Below are 15,215 nucleotides of genomic sequence, written 5' to 3' on the forward strand. Positions count from 1 at the left end.
CCGCCGGTGCCGCAGCCGCCTTCGGGCCGGGCGCCGCCGGGACGCCAGCGCGGCTTCTCGCTGCTGGAGGTCCTGCTGGTCGTGGGCCTGATCGCGGTGACCGGCGTGCTCGCCGCGGCCGCGATGAGCGGCGGCTTCGACCGCATCGCGCTGCAGTCGACCGCCAAGCAACTGGCCGCGCAGTTACGCTACACGCGGACCCAGGCGATCGCGACCGGCGAGCCGCAGCGCTTCGTGCTCGATCCCCAGGCGCGCACCTGGCAGGCGCCCAACGGCCGGCATGGCGAGATTCCGGCCAAGCTCGATGTCGAATTCACCGGCGCGCGCGAACTGCAGACCTCGCAGAGCGAGGGCGCGATCGTATTTTTCGCCGACGGCGCGGCCACTGGCGGCCGGATCCGGGTGATGCTGCGCGGCGCGGTCTGGCAGGTCGATGTCGCCTGGCTGACCGGCGAGGTCCGGCTGGGCAGGGGCGAGCAGTGAACCGGCCGGGCGCAGGACGCGGCCAGGCCGGTTACACGCTGATCGAGGTCATCGTGGCCTTCGCCGTGCTGGGGTTGGGCCTGATGCTGTTGCTGGGCACGCTGTCCAACGGCACCCGGCAGGTCCGCTGGTCGGCCGATGCCGGGCGCGCCGCGCTGCACGCGCGTTCGCTGCTCGACGGCGTCGGCCTGTCAATCCCGGTCGCGCCGGGCCAGCGCACGGGCAGCTTCGAGGACGGCCGCTACCGCTGGACGCTCGCGATGGCGCCGTACGTCGACCCCGACCTGCCGCCCGCAGCCCCGCTCGCGCAGGGCGGACCGCAGTTGTACGAACTGACGCTGGCAATGGACTGGGGCGAGGCCGGCCCACGCGAGCGCCTGCAACTGCGCACACTGCGGCTGCATGCTCCCGATGCGGCCGGTCCGGCCACGCCATGAACCGCAGCGCCCGCGGCTTCACGCTGATCGAAGTGCTGGTGGCGACCGCGTTGCTGGCCGCCGGGCTCGCGCTCGCGCTGACCACGCTGCGCGCGGCCACCGCGACCGTCGAGCGCGGCGAGACGCTGGCCCAGCGCAGCGAGCGCATGCGCGCGGTCGAAGGCTTCCTGCGCCGCCGGATCGCCTCGGCGCTGCCGATCGGCTTCGATGTCGACGAGACCACCGGCCAGCCGCTGCGCTTTATCGGCGAATCGCAACGGCTGCGCTTCGTCGCCGACCTGCCGGACTACCTGGGGCAGGGCGGGCCGCACCTGCATGACCTCGCGGTCGACGATGACGGTAAGCCGCAGCGCCTGACCGCAGCGTTCGCGATGGTGCTGGGGGGGCGGACGGTGGAGGACGCCGCGCCGCGCCCGCCCGAGCCGCTGATCGACGATCTGACTGCACTGCGCCTGCGTTATCGAGGTTTCGACACCACCGGCGAACTCGGCGAATGGGGCGAGCGCTGGGGGCCGGCGACCCTGCCATTGCAGGTCGAGATCGCGATCGAGACCGAGCGCGACGGCGCCTGGCCGCTGCTGGTCGTCACCCTGCCGCAGGGCAGCGGCCAGCCTGAGCAGGAGGCTTTGCCATGAGCCGGAGCCGGGGCGCGGCCCTGCTGCTGGTGCTGTGGCTGATCGTGCTGCTGTCGGCGTTGGTCGGCGCCTTCGCGCTGAGCGCACGCATCGAGAACCAGCAGGGGCGCGTGCTGGCACGTGGCACCGTGGGCGATGCCGCCGCGCGGGCGGGCCTGGAGTACGCGTTGATGCGGCTTGCGTTGCCGGACCCGACCCTGCGCTGGCAGCCCGACGGGCGGCCCTACGCCTGGCAGTTCCACGATATGCCCGTGGACATCCGGATCGTCGACGAGACGGGAAAGGTCGATCTGAACGCGGCCGGCAGCGACTTGCTGACTGCGCTGCTGCACGCGGTAGGCGCCGAGCCCGACGTGGCGGCCCAGGTGGCCGGCGCGATCGTCGACTGGCGCGACGAGGACGACCTGGTGCAGCCGGTGGGCGGCGCCGAGCGCGCCGAGTACGCGGCGCAAGGGCGCGCGTACGGCGCCAAGAACGCGCCGTTCGAAACGGTGGCCGAGGTCCAGCAGGTGCTCGGGATGACGCCCGCGCTGTTCGAGGCGGTGGCGCCGCACCTGACGGTGTACGGCCGTCTGCCTTCGCCCGATCCGCAATTCGCCGATGCGGTGGTGCTGCAGGCGATGGGCGTTGACGCCGATCCGATTCTGGCCGCACGCGCGGCCACCGGCGCACTGCTTGCCGAGGCAGTGCTGGGCGGCGGCAGCGGCACGTATAGTATCGACAGCCGTGCGCAGCTCGAAGGGGGGCGGAGCGCGCGATTGCGGGCAGTGGTCAGGACCGGCGCTGGCGCCGTACCGGGCACGGCATACAGCGTGCTGCGTTGGGAGGAGGGAGCTTCACCGCGATGATGTCCGCAACACCTGCATCCCCGGGCGCGTCGGCGCCGCCGCGCCGTGGCTGGCGCCCGGACGGGCGAACATGGGCCCGCGTCCGCAGTGCGTTGGCGTGGTGGCGCACCGCCCTCGCGACCTGGTTGCCGCCGCGCGTGCGCGATCTGTTCGGGCTGTCCGGCCGTCGTCTCCTGCTGCAGCCGCAGGGCGATGGCCTGCGACTGGTCCTGCACGAAGCGCGCGAGACCCGCGACCTGGCGCAGGTGCCGCTTGCTGAACTGGCGGGCCGTGCCGGCGATCCGTTGGCGGCGCTGCTCGGCGAGCGCCTGGCCGGGACGCCGCGCTGGCTGCTGCTGCCCGCCCAGGCGGGATTGCGCAGGCGCATGCTGCTGCCCGAAGCCGCCGCCGATCGCCTGCACGATGTGCTGGGCTTCGAGATCGACCGGCAGACGCCGTTCGCCGCCGGCGACGTGCGTCATGGGCACCGCCTGCTGGGGCGCCGCGGCGACGGCCAGCTCGAGGTCGAACTGGTGGTGGTACCGCGGGCGACGATCGAAGCGGAGCTCGCGGCGCTCGGTGCCTTGGCGCCGACGCTGGCCGGTATCGATCTGGCCGAGGGTGACCGCCCGCTCGGCGTCGACCTGATCGACGCCGAGCGCCGGCGCCGACGCGAAGATCCCCAGCGTCGTCTGCAATGGCTGCTCGCGGCGATCGCCGTGCTGCTGACGATGGCCGGCTTGTGGCAGATGCGCGAGAACCGCGCCGCCGCGGCCGATGCCTTGCAGGCGAAGGTCGAAGCCGAGGCGATCCGTGCGCGCGCGGCGTCCGCGCAGCGCCAGCAACTGGCCGACCTGCGCGAGGGCATGGCGTTTCTTCAGGCCCAGCGGGCTGCGCGGCCGACCACGGTGGCCGTCCTCGACGAACTGAGCCGGCGGCTGCCCGACAGCACCTCGCTGGAGAAGGCGGCGATCGAGGGGAACCGGATTCTGCTGATCGGCCTGAGCACCGAGGCCTCGGCGCTGGTCGGGCAACTGGAGGGGTCGCCCCTGTGGCATTCGCCGGCGCTCGCCGGGGCGTTGCAGAACGACCCGCGGACGCGCTCGGATCGCTTCACCTTGACCGCCGAACTTGCGCCGCCGCCCGCGCCCACCGCGCCGCCACCGCAGGAGGCCGCCCGTGCCGACGATGCCCGATAGTCCGGTGCCGGCGCGCGACCGTTGGCTGGCGCTGGGCCTGCTCCTGGGCGCGCTGTTGCTTGGTTACCTGGTGCTGCTGCACCCCTGGTGGACGCAGCCGATGCGCGAGCTGGGCGCGCGTATCGATTCGCTGCAGGAGCGCGAACTGCGCATCCGTCGCGAGCTCGAGCAGGCGCCGCAGGTGCGCGCCGAACTCGAGCGCGCGCGCGAGGCGATGGCGGCGGCGCCCGGCTTCATGCCGCAGGCGAGCGTCGAACTGGCGACGGCGGCCTTGGTGCAGCGGCTCGAGAACGCGGTGCTCGAAGCCAGTCCGGGCAACCGCAGTTGCGCGATCAGCAACCGCTCGCCGTTGGCTGGCGGTCGTAACGACCGCTACCCGCGTGCGACCGTGCAGGTGCGGCTGCGCTGCGGCATGCCCGAGCTCGCCGCGGTGCTGCATTCGCTGGAAGCGGGCACGCCCCGGCTGTTCGTCGACAATCTCAACATTCTCAGCCAGCGGCACACGCTGGCTGCCGGGGCCACCAGCGGCGGCGTCGACGTGAGCTTCGACCTGTCGGGCTATGTGCTGCCCGGTCCGTCCGCCCCCGCGGCGGCGCCTAGCGCGGAGGCGGCGACCGGTGCGGGTTGATCGGCTCAATCCCCGGACCTGGCTGATCGGCGCCGTGGCGGCGTGGGCCTTGCTGTTCCTGGTGCTGACCCTGGCCGGTTTGGGCGGGCGCATCGGCCAGCGCGAGGACGACGGCGACCCGTCGGCGGCGACCGCGTCGGCGATGCCGGACGTGGTCCCCCAGCCACCGCTGTCGCAGTACGGAGAGATCGCGGCGCGACCGCTGTTCTCGGCCGACCGCAAGCCCCATCCGTTCTTCATCGACCCGCAGGACGAAGGCGGCGAGGCCGCGTCGGGCTTCGACTTCGTGCTGACCAGCGTGTTGCTGACGTCCGATTTCGCGATGGCGATCCTGCAACCCAGCGGGGGCGGCGAATCGATCCGCCTGCGCATCGGCGAGGCGCCGCCGACCACGCCCGGCTGGGTGCTCGGCAGCGTGGAATCGCGCAGCGCCGTGTTCAACGGTCCCGAGGGTCCACGCACACTGGAGCTGCGCGTGTTCGACGGCACCGGTGGCCAGCCGCCGACGCCGATGACCACGCCGGTCGCCCAGGACCGCGCGGTGCAGATGCCGCTGCGTCGGCCGCCGCCCGCGACCGATCCGCCGCCCCCCGACATCCCGCAGTCCGGCGATGCCGGACGTGGCCAGCGCGGCGCAGGCGGGCGCAATCGCGCACCGCCGGGCGCTGCGCAGGCGGCCAGCAACGACGTGGCCGCGACGGCGGAAGCGCAGGTCGAGGCGATCCGTCGCCGGATCGAGGAGCGACGCGCGCGCCTGCGCCAGGAACAACAGCAGCAACAACCGCCCTCCCGGCCGTCGCCCTCGCCGCAGCCGTCGCCCACCCCCGTCCAGGATCCGTAGACTCCAGTCGATGAAGCCTCTTTCGATGACTCCCGCCCTTCCGTCCAGGACGCTCGCGATCGGCATCTGCATCGCGTTGCTCGCCGGCTGCGCCACGGCGCCGCCGCCGACCGTTCGGCGCGACGCCGATCTTCGCCAGGGGGTGGAGGCCGACGCCACGGGCGTGGCCGACGGGCCGCGTGTGCAGTCGCTGGTCGACGACGACGACCGGCCGCGTCCGCAGATCCGTCGCGGCAGCGGCACGGTGATCAATCGCGGCGCCGCGGCCGCGCCACCGCCGACACTCGGCGGCACCACCACCGGGCAGGCCTCGTTCAATTTCGAGGGCGAGTCCGTGCATGCGGTCGCCAAGGCGATCCTCGGTGACATGCTCGGCCAGAACTACGTCATCGCGCCCGAAGTGCAGGGCACAGTCACGCTGGCCACGCCCAAACCGGTGAGCGCGGCACAGGCGCTGAGCCTGCTGGAGATGGTGCTGGGCTGGAACAACGCCCGGATGATCTACAGCGACGGCCGCTACAACATCGTGCCGGCCGACACCGCACTCGCCACTGGCACCGTGGCGCCACGCACCGGCGGGACCGGTGCGGCGCGCGGCTTCGAAGTGCGCACGGTACCGCTGCTCTACATCTCGGCGACCGAGATGGAGAAGGTGCTCGAGCCCTACGCGCGCCCGAACGCGATCGTCGGCGCCGACAACGCGCGCAACGTCATCACGATCTCAGGCAGCCGCTCCGAACTCGACAACTACCTGCGCACGATCGAGATCTTCGACGTCGACTGGCTCTCGGGCATGTCGGTCGGCGTGTTCCCGTTGCAGTCGGGCAAGGCCACGCAGGTGGTCGCCGATCTGGAGAAGGTGTTCGGACAGGACAGCGAGTCGCCGGTCGCAGGCATGTTCCGATTCATGCCACTTGAAGGCGCGAACGCGGTGCTGGTGATCACGCCGCAGGCCGATTACCTGGGCGAGATCCAGCAGTGGCTCGAGCGCATCGACAACGCCGGCCAGGAGCCGCGGTTGTTCTCGCTCGAACTGAAATTCATCAAGGCACGCGAACTCGCGCAGCGGCTGTCGGAGGTGTTCGGCGGCAGCGGTGGCAGCAGCGGCCAGGACAGCGCCTCGCTGATGCCTGGGCTGAGCGGCAACACCTTGCGCAGCGGCGGCATGGACGGCAGCACGTCGGGCGGCCGCGGCGGCCTCGATTCGTCGTCGGGCAGCCTGGGCAGCAACTCCGGGATGGGCGGCGGCCGTGGCGGCCGCGGTGGCATGCGGAGCGGTGGTGGCGGGGACATCGGCCAGATGCAGCTCGACGAGCGCCAGGACGGCCCCAGCAGCGTGACGCTGGAGGTCGGCGGCGACCGCGTCGGCGTGTCGGCGGTCGACGAGACCAATACGCTGCTCGTGCGCACCACGCCGGCTGCGTGGCGGTCGATTCGCGACGTCGTCGAACGGCTCGACGTGATGCCCGCGCAGGTGCACATCGAGGCGCAGGTGGTGGAGGTGACGCTCAAAGGCGAGCTCGAGTATGGCGTCAACTGGTTCATCGAGAAGGGCATGTCCGACAACAGCCTGGGCCCTTTTGGGCCCAGTGGCGGCGTGGCCGGAGTCGGTGGCCCGAGTCGGTGGAGCACATTGGGTGCCAGCATCGGGGGCGTATCTGGCCCTGGCTTGGCCTGGACGCTGGTCAAGAACGACGCGGCCGCGGTCATCAGCGCACTGGATCAGGTCACCGACGTCAATATCCTGCAGTCGCCGTCGGTGTTCGTGCGCAACAATGCGATGGCCGAGTTCAACGTCGGTGCGAGCATTCCGATCTCCACGACCAGCGTCAATCCGATCCTCGGCGACAGCAGCTACACCAACGTGCAGTACATGGAGACTGGCACGATCCTGAAGGTGCGGCCGCGCGTGACCCGCGATGGTATGGTGTTTCTGGACATCGTGCAGGAAGTCAGTTCGCCTGGCCCTAGCAGCACAGCGGATGCACAGGGCAACGTGCGCATCGACACCCGCCGGCTGAAGACCGAAGCGGCGGTGCAGGCCGGCGACACCGTCATGCTCGCCGGGCTGATCCGAGACGAGGTGGGGCGGTCGTCGAAGGGCTTGCCCGGGCTGAGCCGGATTCCGGTGATCGGTAGCCTGTTCGGCTCGCAGGCGACAAGCAACGAACGCAGCGAAGTCATCGTGCTGCTGACACCGACGATCGTGCGCAATCCACAGGAAGCTCGCCAGTTGACCGATGAGTACGGGCGCCGCTTCCGCGCGTTGCAGCCGCTGCAGCCGCGCGACTGACATGATCGGGGACGCGCGCCGATGACGGCACTGCCGGTGGTGTTGCTGCCGGTCGGGCACGACGACGATGCGCTCGACGCCTGCCTGGCTGCGCTCGACGCCGGCACGCCTGCCGGCACGCAGGTGTGGCTGGCTGACGATGCGCGTATCGGGCCGCGCGGCGCGCAGATCGTGCAGCGCTGGCTGGCACAGACCCCGTTGCAGGCCGACTACACCTGCCGCCAGCGTGGGGTCGGCGAAGTCGCGCACCTGGACGATGTGCTGCGCGCCTGCGGTGATGCCGATGTCGTCGTGCTCGCGCCCGATGCGGTACCGCTGCCCGGCTGGCTGGTCGAGTTGGCCGCGTGCTTCGCGCGCGACGCCTCGATCGCGACCGCGACCCCCTGGTGCAACGCTGGCGAGGCGGCCTCGTGGCCCCGCATCGGCGAGATCGCGCCGGTGCCAGACGATCCGCTGCGCCTCGCACGCGCCTGCCAGCAGTTGCCGCCACTGCATCCCGAACTGCCGGCCGCGATCGACCACGCGGTGCTGCTGCGCGGCAATGCCCGGCGCAAGGCCGGCGGGCTGGATGGCGCGAGCTACAGATCCTGGTATGCCGCATTGATCGACCTGTCGCTGCGGATGGCCGGCCTGGGCTGGCGCAACGCGCTGTGCGAGACCGCGTTCGTCGCGCGCGGCGGCGAGGGCGGTCCGCGCGAGGGCGACATGGACGCGCTCGCGGCCCGCTGGCCGGGGTGGCATGCGCGGTTGGCGACGTATCTGATGGATGACCCGCTGCACGCCTGTCGCGCGCAGTTGCAGCGCCGCTATGCAGCGCTCGAAAACGCACCGACGCAACATGGGTTGTTTGCGTCGCATGACCTCGCTGATGCGGGCGATGGACATGCAGGCGACGACGCGACCTCAAGCCGGCATGCCGCATCCGGGGACCCGGACGACAGGCCTTTGCCCGAGGACGCAGCGGCCGGACAGACCGAGGCCGAGACCTCCCCGCGATGAGTGCAACGTCGCCCCCGACACCTGCGGCCGATGTGGTCGCCGTCGTCGTCACCCACCAGAGCGCGAGCACGATCGACGCCTGCCTGCGCCACCTGCGTGAGGCCGTTGGCGTGGCGCAGATCCGAATCGTCGACAACGGGTCGATCGACGAGACTCTGGCGATCGTGCAGCGGCACGCCTCGCTCGATCCGCGCGTGCATTTCATCGGCAATCCCGACAATCCTGGCTTCGCGGTCGCCTGCAACCAGGGTGCCCGCGATGCCGACGCGCCGTGGATCGCCTTCGTCAATCCCGATTGCCTGGTCGAGCTGGACACGCTGACGCGGCTTCGCGCGCATGCCGACGCGCTTGGCAAGGCGTGTCTGCTGGGCAGCGAACTGCTCGGCGAGGACGGCGTGGCCGATCCGGCCGCCCGGCGGCGGGATCCCGATTTCGTCGCGATGCTGCGCACCGCATCCGCGCGCGATCTCTCGCTGCCGCGCGATGCGGCGCAGCCGCTGCAACGCGTCGATGCGGTCTCCGGCGCACTGATGCTGCTGCCGCGCACACTGTTCGATCGCATCGACGGCTTCGACACCGGCTATCGGCTGCATGCCGAGGATCTCGACCTGTGCCGCCGCGCCCGCGAGGCGGGCGCCACGGTTGCGATTGCCAACGACGTCGCGGTGCTGCACGTCCGCGGCGTTTCCAGCCGCGCGCGGCCGCTGTTCGTCGAGTGGCACAAGCACCGGGGCCTGTGGCGCTACTTCAACCGCTTCGAGGCGCCGCACCGGAGCGCCGCGCAGCGGGTCGGTGTGTGGCTGGCGATCTGGCTGCGCTTCCCGCTGGCCGTGCTGCGCCGGCTGTAGGCCTGGACCGAAGCGTTCTGCCGCCGCTGCTCGGTGCAGACGCCGGCGCCATCGCCCACGCGCTAGGCTAGCCGGGCTTTCTTTGCGGACCTCCCCCATGGCGATCATCCAGTCCCTGCTCGACACCGACCTGTACAAGTTCACGATGATGCAGGCGGTGCTGCACCAGCACCCCGGTGCTCACGTCGAGTACCGGTTCAAGTGTAGAACGCCGGGCATCGACCTGGCGCGTTACCTCGGTGAGATCGACGAGGAGATCGACGCACTGTGCGCGCTGCGCTTCACCGACGACGAACTGGCCTACGTGCGTGGCCTGCGCTTCATCAAGCCCGACTTCGCAGATTTCCTTGGCCTGTTTCGGCTCGACCGCAAGTACATCGAGTTGCGGCCGTCGGCATCGGTGCCGGGCGAGATCGAACTCGACATCCGCGGACCCTGGCTACACACGATCCTGTTCGAAGTGCCGCTGCTGGCGATCGTCAACGAGGTCTGGTTCCGCAACACCTCAGCGCCGGATTTCGCCGAGGGCGAGCGCCGGCTGCAGGCGAAGGCGGCGCTGCTGCGCGATACGCCCGGCTTCGACGATTGCAAGGTCGCCGATTACGGCACGCGGCGGCGCTACTCGCGGCAGTGGCATGGGCACATGCTGCCGTTGCTGCGCGAGGCATTGGGCGCGCAGTTCGTCGGCACCAGCAATGTCGATTTCGCGCGCCGCTATGGCATGACGCCGCTGGGCACCATGGCGCACGAGTACCTGCAGGCGTTCCAGGCGCTCGGGCCGCGTTTGCGCGACTCGCAGGTCGCCGCGTTGGAGGCCTGGGCGCACGAGTATCGCGGCGACCTGGGCATCGCGCTGTCGGACGTGGTCGGCCTGGACGCGTTCCTGCGCGATTTCGACATGTACTTCTGCAAGCTGTTCGACGGTGTGCGCCACGATTCGGGCGACCCGTTCGTCTGGGGCGACCGCATGCTCGCGCATTTCCAGCACAACCGCGTCGATCCGGCGAGCAAGACCCTGGTCTTCAGCGACGGCCTGGATTTCGCCAAAGTGATGCGGCTCCACGACCACTTCCGCGGCCGCTGCCAGGTCGCGTTCGGGGTCGGCACGCACCTGACCAACGATCTCGGTCCGACGCCGCTCAACATCGTCATCAAGATGGTCCGCTGCAACGGTCAGCCGGTGGCCAAGCTCAGCGATTCGCCGGGCAAGAGCATGTGCGACGACCCCGGTTACCTGAGCTATCTGCGCCAGGTATTTGGCGTTCCGCCGGAACAGGCAGCCTGACCGGCGACGCGTGTGTGGCCGGACGCGTCAGCGATGGCGGTTGATCGTGTCGCGCAGTTCGCGCGCCGCTGTGGCCGCAGCCTCGGCGTAATCGTCGCCGTTGGATGCGTAGAGGATCGCGCGCGAGGAACTGACCATCAGTCCGGTGCCGTCGGCGCTCCTGGCGTGGGTCACGACCGCCTCGACATCGCCGCCCTGTGCGCCGACGCCCGGCACCAGGAACGGTAGATCGCCGACGATCGCCCGGACCTCGCGCAACTGCGCCGGCCAGGTCGCGCCGACGACCAGGGCGCAGTTGCCGTGCGTGTTCCAATCACGCGCGATCGTCTCGGCGACATGCTGGTACAGCGGGCGCGTGGCGCCGCACTGCGCGACCGGCAGATCCTGCAGATCGGTGGCGCCGGGATTGGAGGTGCGGCACAGGATCACCACACCCTTGTCTTCGCGGTCGAGGAATGGCTGCACCGAGTCGCGGCCCATATACGGATTCACCGTGACCGCGTCGGCGGCGTAGCGCTCGAAGGCCTCGCCCACGTACTGCTGGGCGGTGCTGCCGATATCGCCGCGCTTGGCATCCAGGATCACCGGCACGTCCGGGTGCTGGGCATGCAGGTGCGCGATCAGCCGCTGCAGCGCATCCTCGGCGCCGAGCGCGGCGAAGTGCGCGATTTGCGGCTTGAACGCGCAGGCGTACTCGGCCGTCGCATCGGCAATGTCGCGACAGAAGGCGAAGACCGCATCCCGATTGCCGGACAACCGGGCGGGAAACTTCGCAGGCTCGGGGTCCAGTCCCACGCAGACCAGCGTATCGGCGGCCTGCCAGCGCGCGCGCAGCGCCTGCATGAAGGAGCGGGGCATGGTGGTCCTCAGGTCACGATGATTGGGGTGTCGTGGGTGACCACGACCGTGTGCTCGAACTGCGCGCCGACGCCCTTGGGGCACACCAGCGACCAGCCGTCGTCGAGCGGGTCGGTGCGTGTGCTGTGCGTGGCCAGGAACGGCTCGACCGTGATCACCATGCCAGCGTGCAAGCGGCGGGTGTCGCGCCGGTCGTAGTAGCCCGGAATCGAGCCCGGTGCCTCGTGCAGCGCGCGCCCGACCCCGTGGCTCTGCAGGTCGCGGATGACCCGGAAGCCGCGACGCGCGGCAACCGTCTCGATGGTCCGGCCGATGCTGTTGATCAGCCCGCCCGCGCGCAACTGGGCGATGGCCGCATCGCGGGCCTCGCGGGTCGCATCGAGCAGGCGCTGCTGCGCCGCATTGGCGGTACCGACGACAAAGCTCGCCCCAGTGTCGGCGAAGAAGCCGTCGAGTTCGGCCGAGACATCGATGTTGACCAGGTCGCCGTCGCACAGCGGCGTCTCGTTCGGGATGCCGTGCGCGACCACCCGGTTGACGCTGATGCAGGTCGCCGCCGGAAAGCCGTAGGTCAGCACTGGTGCCGACTGTGCGCTGGCTTCGCGCAGCATCCCGGCGCCGATTGCATCGAGCGCGCGCGGCGTGACGCCCGCGATCGCCTGATCGCGCATCGCGGAGAGGATGCCGGCCACCAGCGCGCCTGCGCGCCGAAGGCCTTCGAGCTCATCAGGCGTCTGGATCGTCATGGAAAACCGGGGTCAGAGTCGAATTTCATGGCAGTGTGCGCCGAGGGCGTTGTGGGTACGGGGTCAGGGAAAAATCGACTCTGACCCCGGTTTTGGGAGTCGGGCGATGATGGCATCGACCAGCGCCGGGGTCGGGGGGCCGCTGTCGAGCGTCAGGACTGGGCAATGCAGGGTTTGCCGCCAGCGGTCGTGCATCGACCGGCTGCGGATCTCCGGCCCGCCCGTCTCGTACTGGGCAGTCCAGTCCATGAAGGCGCGGTGGTGCTCGACCATGTCGCCGCCAGGTGCGATGCGGTCGCCGTAGCGGGCGCGTTCGCGCGCGTGCAGGCGGCGCATGCGTTCGGCGTCGTCGAGCGAGAGGAAGACCGCCAACGTGCATCGCGCAACGAGGCTGCTGCCCCAGCTCACCAGCGAGCCGGTCAGGATCCACCCGTCGTGACCGGCGAGGCGCTGTTCGATCGCTGCGATGCGCTCGCCTGGCGTGGTCTTCTCGGTGTAGGGCGGGTCGGTCGGCTTCCAGTAGACCTCGTCGACATCCACGTGCGGCAGCGCCAGACGTGCAGCCAGTGCGGCGCCCAGCGTGGTGGTGCCGCTGCCGGACGCGCCGAAGATGTGGAGGCGATGGGTCGGGATCATGGCCGGGCCGAGGCCCCGGGGTGAGCGGGGCCTCGTGGGGTCACTTCAGGGCCTTGAACCGCAGGCGCTTGGGACCGGCGTCGTCGCCGAGGCGACGCTTCTTGTCTTCCTCGTACTCGCGGTAGTTGCCCTGGAAGAACTCGACGTGGCTGTCGCCCTCGAACGCGAGGATGTGCGTGGCGATGCGGTCGAGGAACCAGCGATCGTGCGAAATCACGAACGTGTTGCCCGGGAACTCGAGCAGGGCGTCTTCCAGCGCGCGCAGCGTTTCGATGTCCAGGTCGTTCGACGGTTCGTCGAGCAGCAGCACGTTGCCGCCCTGCAGCAGCGTCTTGGCCATGTGCAGGCGACCGCGCTCACCACCGGACAGCGAGCCCACCAGCTTCTGCTGGTCCTGACCCTTGAAGTTGAAGCGGCCGATGTAGGCGCGCGACTGGATCTCCACGCCGTTGATGTTGAGGATGTCCAGGCCGCCGGCGATCTCCTGGAAGACGTTGTGGTTGCCTTCGAGCTTGTCGCGGCTCTGGTCGACGTACGACAGCTGCACGGTCGGCCCGATGACGATCTCGCCCGAGTCCGGCTTCTCCTGCCCGGTGATCATCTTGAACAGCGTCGACTTGCCGGCGCCGTTGGGGCCGATGATGCCCACGATCGCGCCCGGCGGCACGATCATCGACAGGTTGTCGATCAGCAGCCGGTCACCGAACTTCTTGCTGACGTTCTTGAACTCCATCACCGAGTTGCCCAGGCGCTCGCCCGGCGGAATGAAGATCTCGTTGGTCTCGTTGCGCTTCTGGTAGTCCTGCGACTGCAGTTCTTCCAGCCGGGCCAGGCGCGCCTTGCCCTTGGAGCGGCCGCCCTTGGCGTTCTGCCGCGACCATTCGAGTTCCTTCTGGATCGCCTTCTGGCGCGCCTTTTCCTGGCTCTCTTCCTGCTTCAGGCGCTCGTCCTTCTGCGTCAGCCATTCGGTGTAGTTGCCCTTCCACGGGATACCGCGGCCACGGTCGAGCTCGAGGATCCACTCGGCGGCGTTGTCGAGGAAGTAGCGATCATGGGTGACGGCCACGACGGTGCCGGTATAGCGGGCGAGGAACTGCTCCAGCCACTCCACCGACTCGGCGTCGAGGTGGTTGGTCGGTTCGTCGAGCAGCAGCATGTCGGGCTTCTGCAACAGCAGCCGGCACAGCGCCACGCGGCGCTTTTCACCACCCGACAGCTTGCCAATCTTCGCGTCCCACGGCGGCAGACGCAGCGCATCGGCGGCGACGTCGAGCTGGTTCTCCAGCGTATGCGCGTCCCCGGCGGCCAGGATCGCCTCCAGGCGTTCCTGTTCCTTGGCGAGCGCGTCGAAGTCGGCGCCCTCCTCGGCGTAGGCGGCGTAGACCGCCTCGAGCGCGGCCTGGGCCTGCAGCACCTCACCGACGCCTTCCTCGACGGCCTCACGGACCGTCTGTTCCGGATTCAGACGCGGCTCCTGCTCCAGGTAGCCCACCTTGATGCCGGGCTGCGGGCGGGCCTCGCCCTCGAAGTCCTGGTCCACGCCGGCCATGATCTTGAGCACCGTCGACTTGCCGGCGCCGTTGAGGCCCAGCAGGCCGATCTTGGCGCCGGGATAGAACGACAGCGAGATGTCCTTGATGATCTGCCGCTTCGGCGGGACCACCTTGGACACGCGGTTCATGGTGTAGATGTATTGCGAGGACATGGGGGCTCCGGTTGCGCCTGCCCGCGCCGGGGCCCGGTCGGGCGGCGTCGGGAAGGGAGTCAAGGCCGCAATTATAGCGGTTCGGCCCCGGACCCGGCGGGTGCCGGGGCCGGGGGGCCTTCCTCTACCGGCTTCGACCGATTCACCGGCGGCAGCCTCAGTCCGGCGCGCGGTCCCCGCAACCGATCGCCGGCCATTCCGGCGCGCAGCGCGCGGTTGAAGGCACGTGCACACCCGCCCCATCCACGTTGAACAGGCCGTCCGCCGCAGGTACTGTCGTCGCGGCCTGCTGGCGCCGGGTCTGCTCAGCTCGTAGGCCCCGCTGCTCCCGGGCTGCCGCGTCCGCCAGTGCCCGGTCGGCGAGGCCGACCTGCAAATCGCCTCCGACATAGGTGATGACGTAATTGTCCAGCCCCGTGCCAGCGGCGTCCGAGACATCGATGGCGTAGCGGCCCGGTGCTGCAGTGACCGGCGTACCCGCGCTGTGCAACCGCACGGAGTGCACGGTGTCTGCGCGGCGAAGTCCCTCCACAGTGTGGGCAGTGGGTGTCAGTGCACGTCCGATCGGCTTGAACGCGTCCAAGGCAGTGATGGTCAGGCTGGCCTTGTCGATGGTCAGCACGCCGTCGATGGCAGTGACGACGTAGTTGCCGTTGGCAAGCGCGGAGGCATCGATGGTGTAGTGGCCCACGTTCTCGCCGGCTTCGCGGGTGAGTGCGCCCGTGAGGGTGTCGGCACCGACGAGGCTGCCTTCGGTCACCGACCAGGTGAGGGTGGGATCGGCATTGCCATAGA

Annotated in this window: 15 protein-coding genes and 1 pseudogene; 11 read left to right on the forward strand and 5 right to left on the reverse strand. The window is 70.0% G+C overall.

Annotated features, from left to right (window positions below; translation table 11 throughout):
- The first annotated feature begins 6 nt into the window (after positions 1-6).
- From ABE505_RS11435 to pncB, 11 genes and pseudogenes are all read left to right on the forward strand, one after another.
- The gene (locus tag ABE505_RS11435) at positions 7-483 is read left to right on the forward strand and encodes a GspH/FimT family pseudopilin (protein ID WP_346445703.1); all 477 of its coding nucleotides are present in this window, start codon (positions 7-9) and stop codon (positions 481-483) included.
- Positions 480-920 carry a prepilin-type N-terminal cleavage/methylation domain-containing protein gene (locus ABE505_RS11440; protein WP_346445702.1) on the forward strand — a complete coding sequence of 147 codons (441 nt, stop codon included), beginning with the start codon at positions 480-482 and terminating at the stop codon, positions 918-920. Before ABE505_RS11435 ends, ABE505_RS11440 begins: the two co-directional genes overlap by 4 nt.
- Positions 917-1,555, forward strand: coding sequence for a prepilin-type N-terminal cleavage/methylation domain-containing protein (locus ABE505_RS11445; RefSeq protein ID WP_346445701.1), 639 nt, complete (start codon positions 917-919; stop codon positions 1,553-1,555). Before ABE505_RS11440 ends, ABE505_RS11445 begins: the two co-directional genes overlap by 4 nt.
- Positions 1,552-2,403, forward strand: coding sequence for a type II secretion system minor pseudopilin GspK (locus ABE505_RS11450; RefSeq protein WP_346445699.1), 852 nt, complete (start codon positions 1,552-1,554; stop codon positions 2,401-2,403). Before ABE505_RS11445 ends, ABE505_RS11450 begins: the two co-directional genes overlap by 4 nt.
- Positions 2,400-3,581, forward strand: coding sequence for a PilN domain-containing protein (locus ABE505_RS11455; RefSeq protein WP_346452317.1), 1,182 nt, complete (start codon positions 2,400-2,402; stop codon positions 3,579-3,581). The genes ABE505_RS11450 and ABE505_RS11455 overlap by 4 nt, the downstream gene beginning before the upstream one ends.
- Positions 3,571-4,209 carry a type II secretion system protein GspM gene (gene gspM, locus ABE505_RS11460; RefSeq protein WP_346445695.1) on the forward strand — a complete coding sequence of 213 codons (639 nt, stop codon included), beginning with the start codon at positions 3,571-3,573 and terminating at the stop codon, positions 4,207-4,209. Before ABE505_RS11455 ends, gspM begins: the two co-directional genes overlap by 11 nt.
- A complete protein-coding gene (locus tag ABE505_RS11465; protein ID WP_346445693.1) occupies positions 4,199-5,050 on the forward strand; it encodes a hypothetical protein in 852 nt (283 codons plus the stop codon). The genes gspM and ABE505_RS11465 overlap by 11 nt, the downstream gene beginning before the upstream one ends.
- A gap of 25 nt (positions 5,051-5,075) precedes the next feature.
- Complete coding sequence (gspD, locus tag ABE505_RS11470; protein WP_346445692.1) at positions 5,076-7,343, forward strand: type II secretion system secretin GspD; 2,268 nt, start codon at positions 5,076-5,078, stop codon at positions 7,341-7,343.
- Between the two features lie 21 nt (positions 7,344-7,364).
- A pseudogene (locus ABE505_RS11475) lies at positions 7,365-8,147 on the forward strand (glycosyltransferase); the annotation flags it as partial.
- A 191-nt stretch (positions 8,148-8,338) separates the two neighbouring features.
- Positions 8,339-9,190, forward strand: coding sequence for a glycosyltransferase family 2 protein (locus ABE505_RS11480; protein ID WP_346445690.1), 852 nt, complete (start codon positions 8,339-8,341; stop codon positions 9,188-9,190).
- A gap of 97 nt (positions 9,191-9,287) precedes the next feature.
- Positions 9,288-10,475, forward strand: coding sequence for a nicotinate phosphoribosyltransferase (pncB, locus tag ABE505_RS11485; RefSeq protein ID WP_346445688.1), 1,188 nt, complete (start codon positions 9,288-9,290; stop codon positions 10,473-10,475).
- Positions 10,476-10,502: 27 nt separating this feature from the next.
- Here the strand turns inward: pncB and pyrF are convergent, their stop codons facing one another.
- From pyrF to ABE505_RS11510, 5 genes are all read right to left on the reverse strand, one after another.
- On the reverse strand, positions 10,503-11,333 hold the full coding sequence (gene pyrF / locus ABE505_RS11490; RefSeq protein ID WP_346445686.1) for an orotidine-5'-phosphate decarboxylase: 831 nt from the start codon (positions 11,331-11,333) through the stop codon (positions 10,503-10,505).
- Positions 11,334-11,341: 8 nt separating this feature from the next.
- Entirely contained in the window at positions 11,342-12,079 is a 738-nt protein-coding gene (gene map / locus ABE505_RS11495) for a type I methionyl aminopeptidase (protein WP_346445684.1), read from the reverse strand.
- 63 nt (positions 12,080-12,142) lie between these two features.
- Positions 12,143-12,715 carry a hypothetical protein gene (locus ABE505_RS11500; RefSeq protein WP_346445683.1) on the reverse strand — a complete coding sequence of 191 codons (573 nt, stop codon included), beginning with the start codon at positions 12,713-12,715 and terminating at the stop codon, positions 12,143-12,145.
- 40 nt (positions 12,716-12,755) lie between these two features.
- Entirely contained in the window at positions 12,756-14,420 is a 1,665-nt protein-coding gene (gene ettA, locus ABE505_RS11505; protein ID WP_346445681.1) for an energy-dependent translational throttle protein EttA, read from the reverse strand.
- Positions 14,421-14,577: 157 nt separating this feature from the next.
- Positions 14,578-15,215 (reverse strand): MBG domain-containing protein (locus ABE505_RS11510; RefSeq protein WP_346446076.1); only part of this gene is annotated, 638 nt, incomplete at its 5' end.

Source organism: Luteimonas sp. TWI382 (assembly GCF_039674545.1).
Lineage (GTDB): Bacteria > Pseudomonadota > Gammaproteobacteria > Xanthomonadales > Xanthomonadaceae > Luteimonas.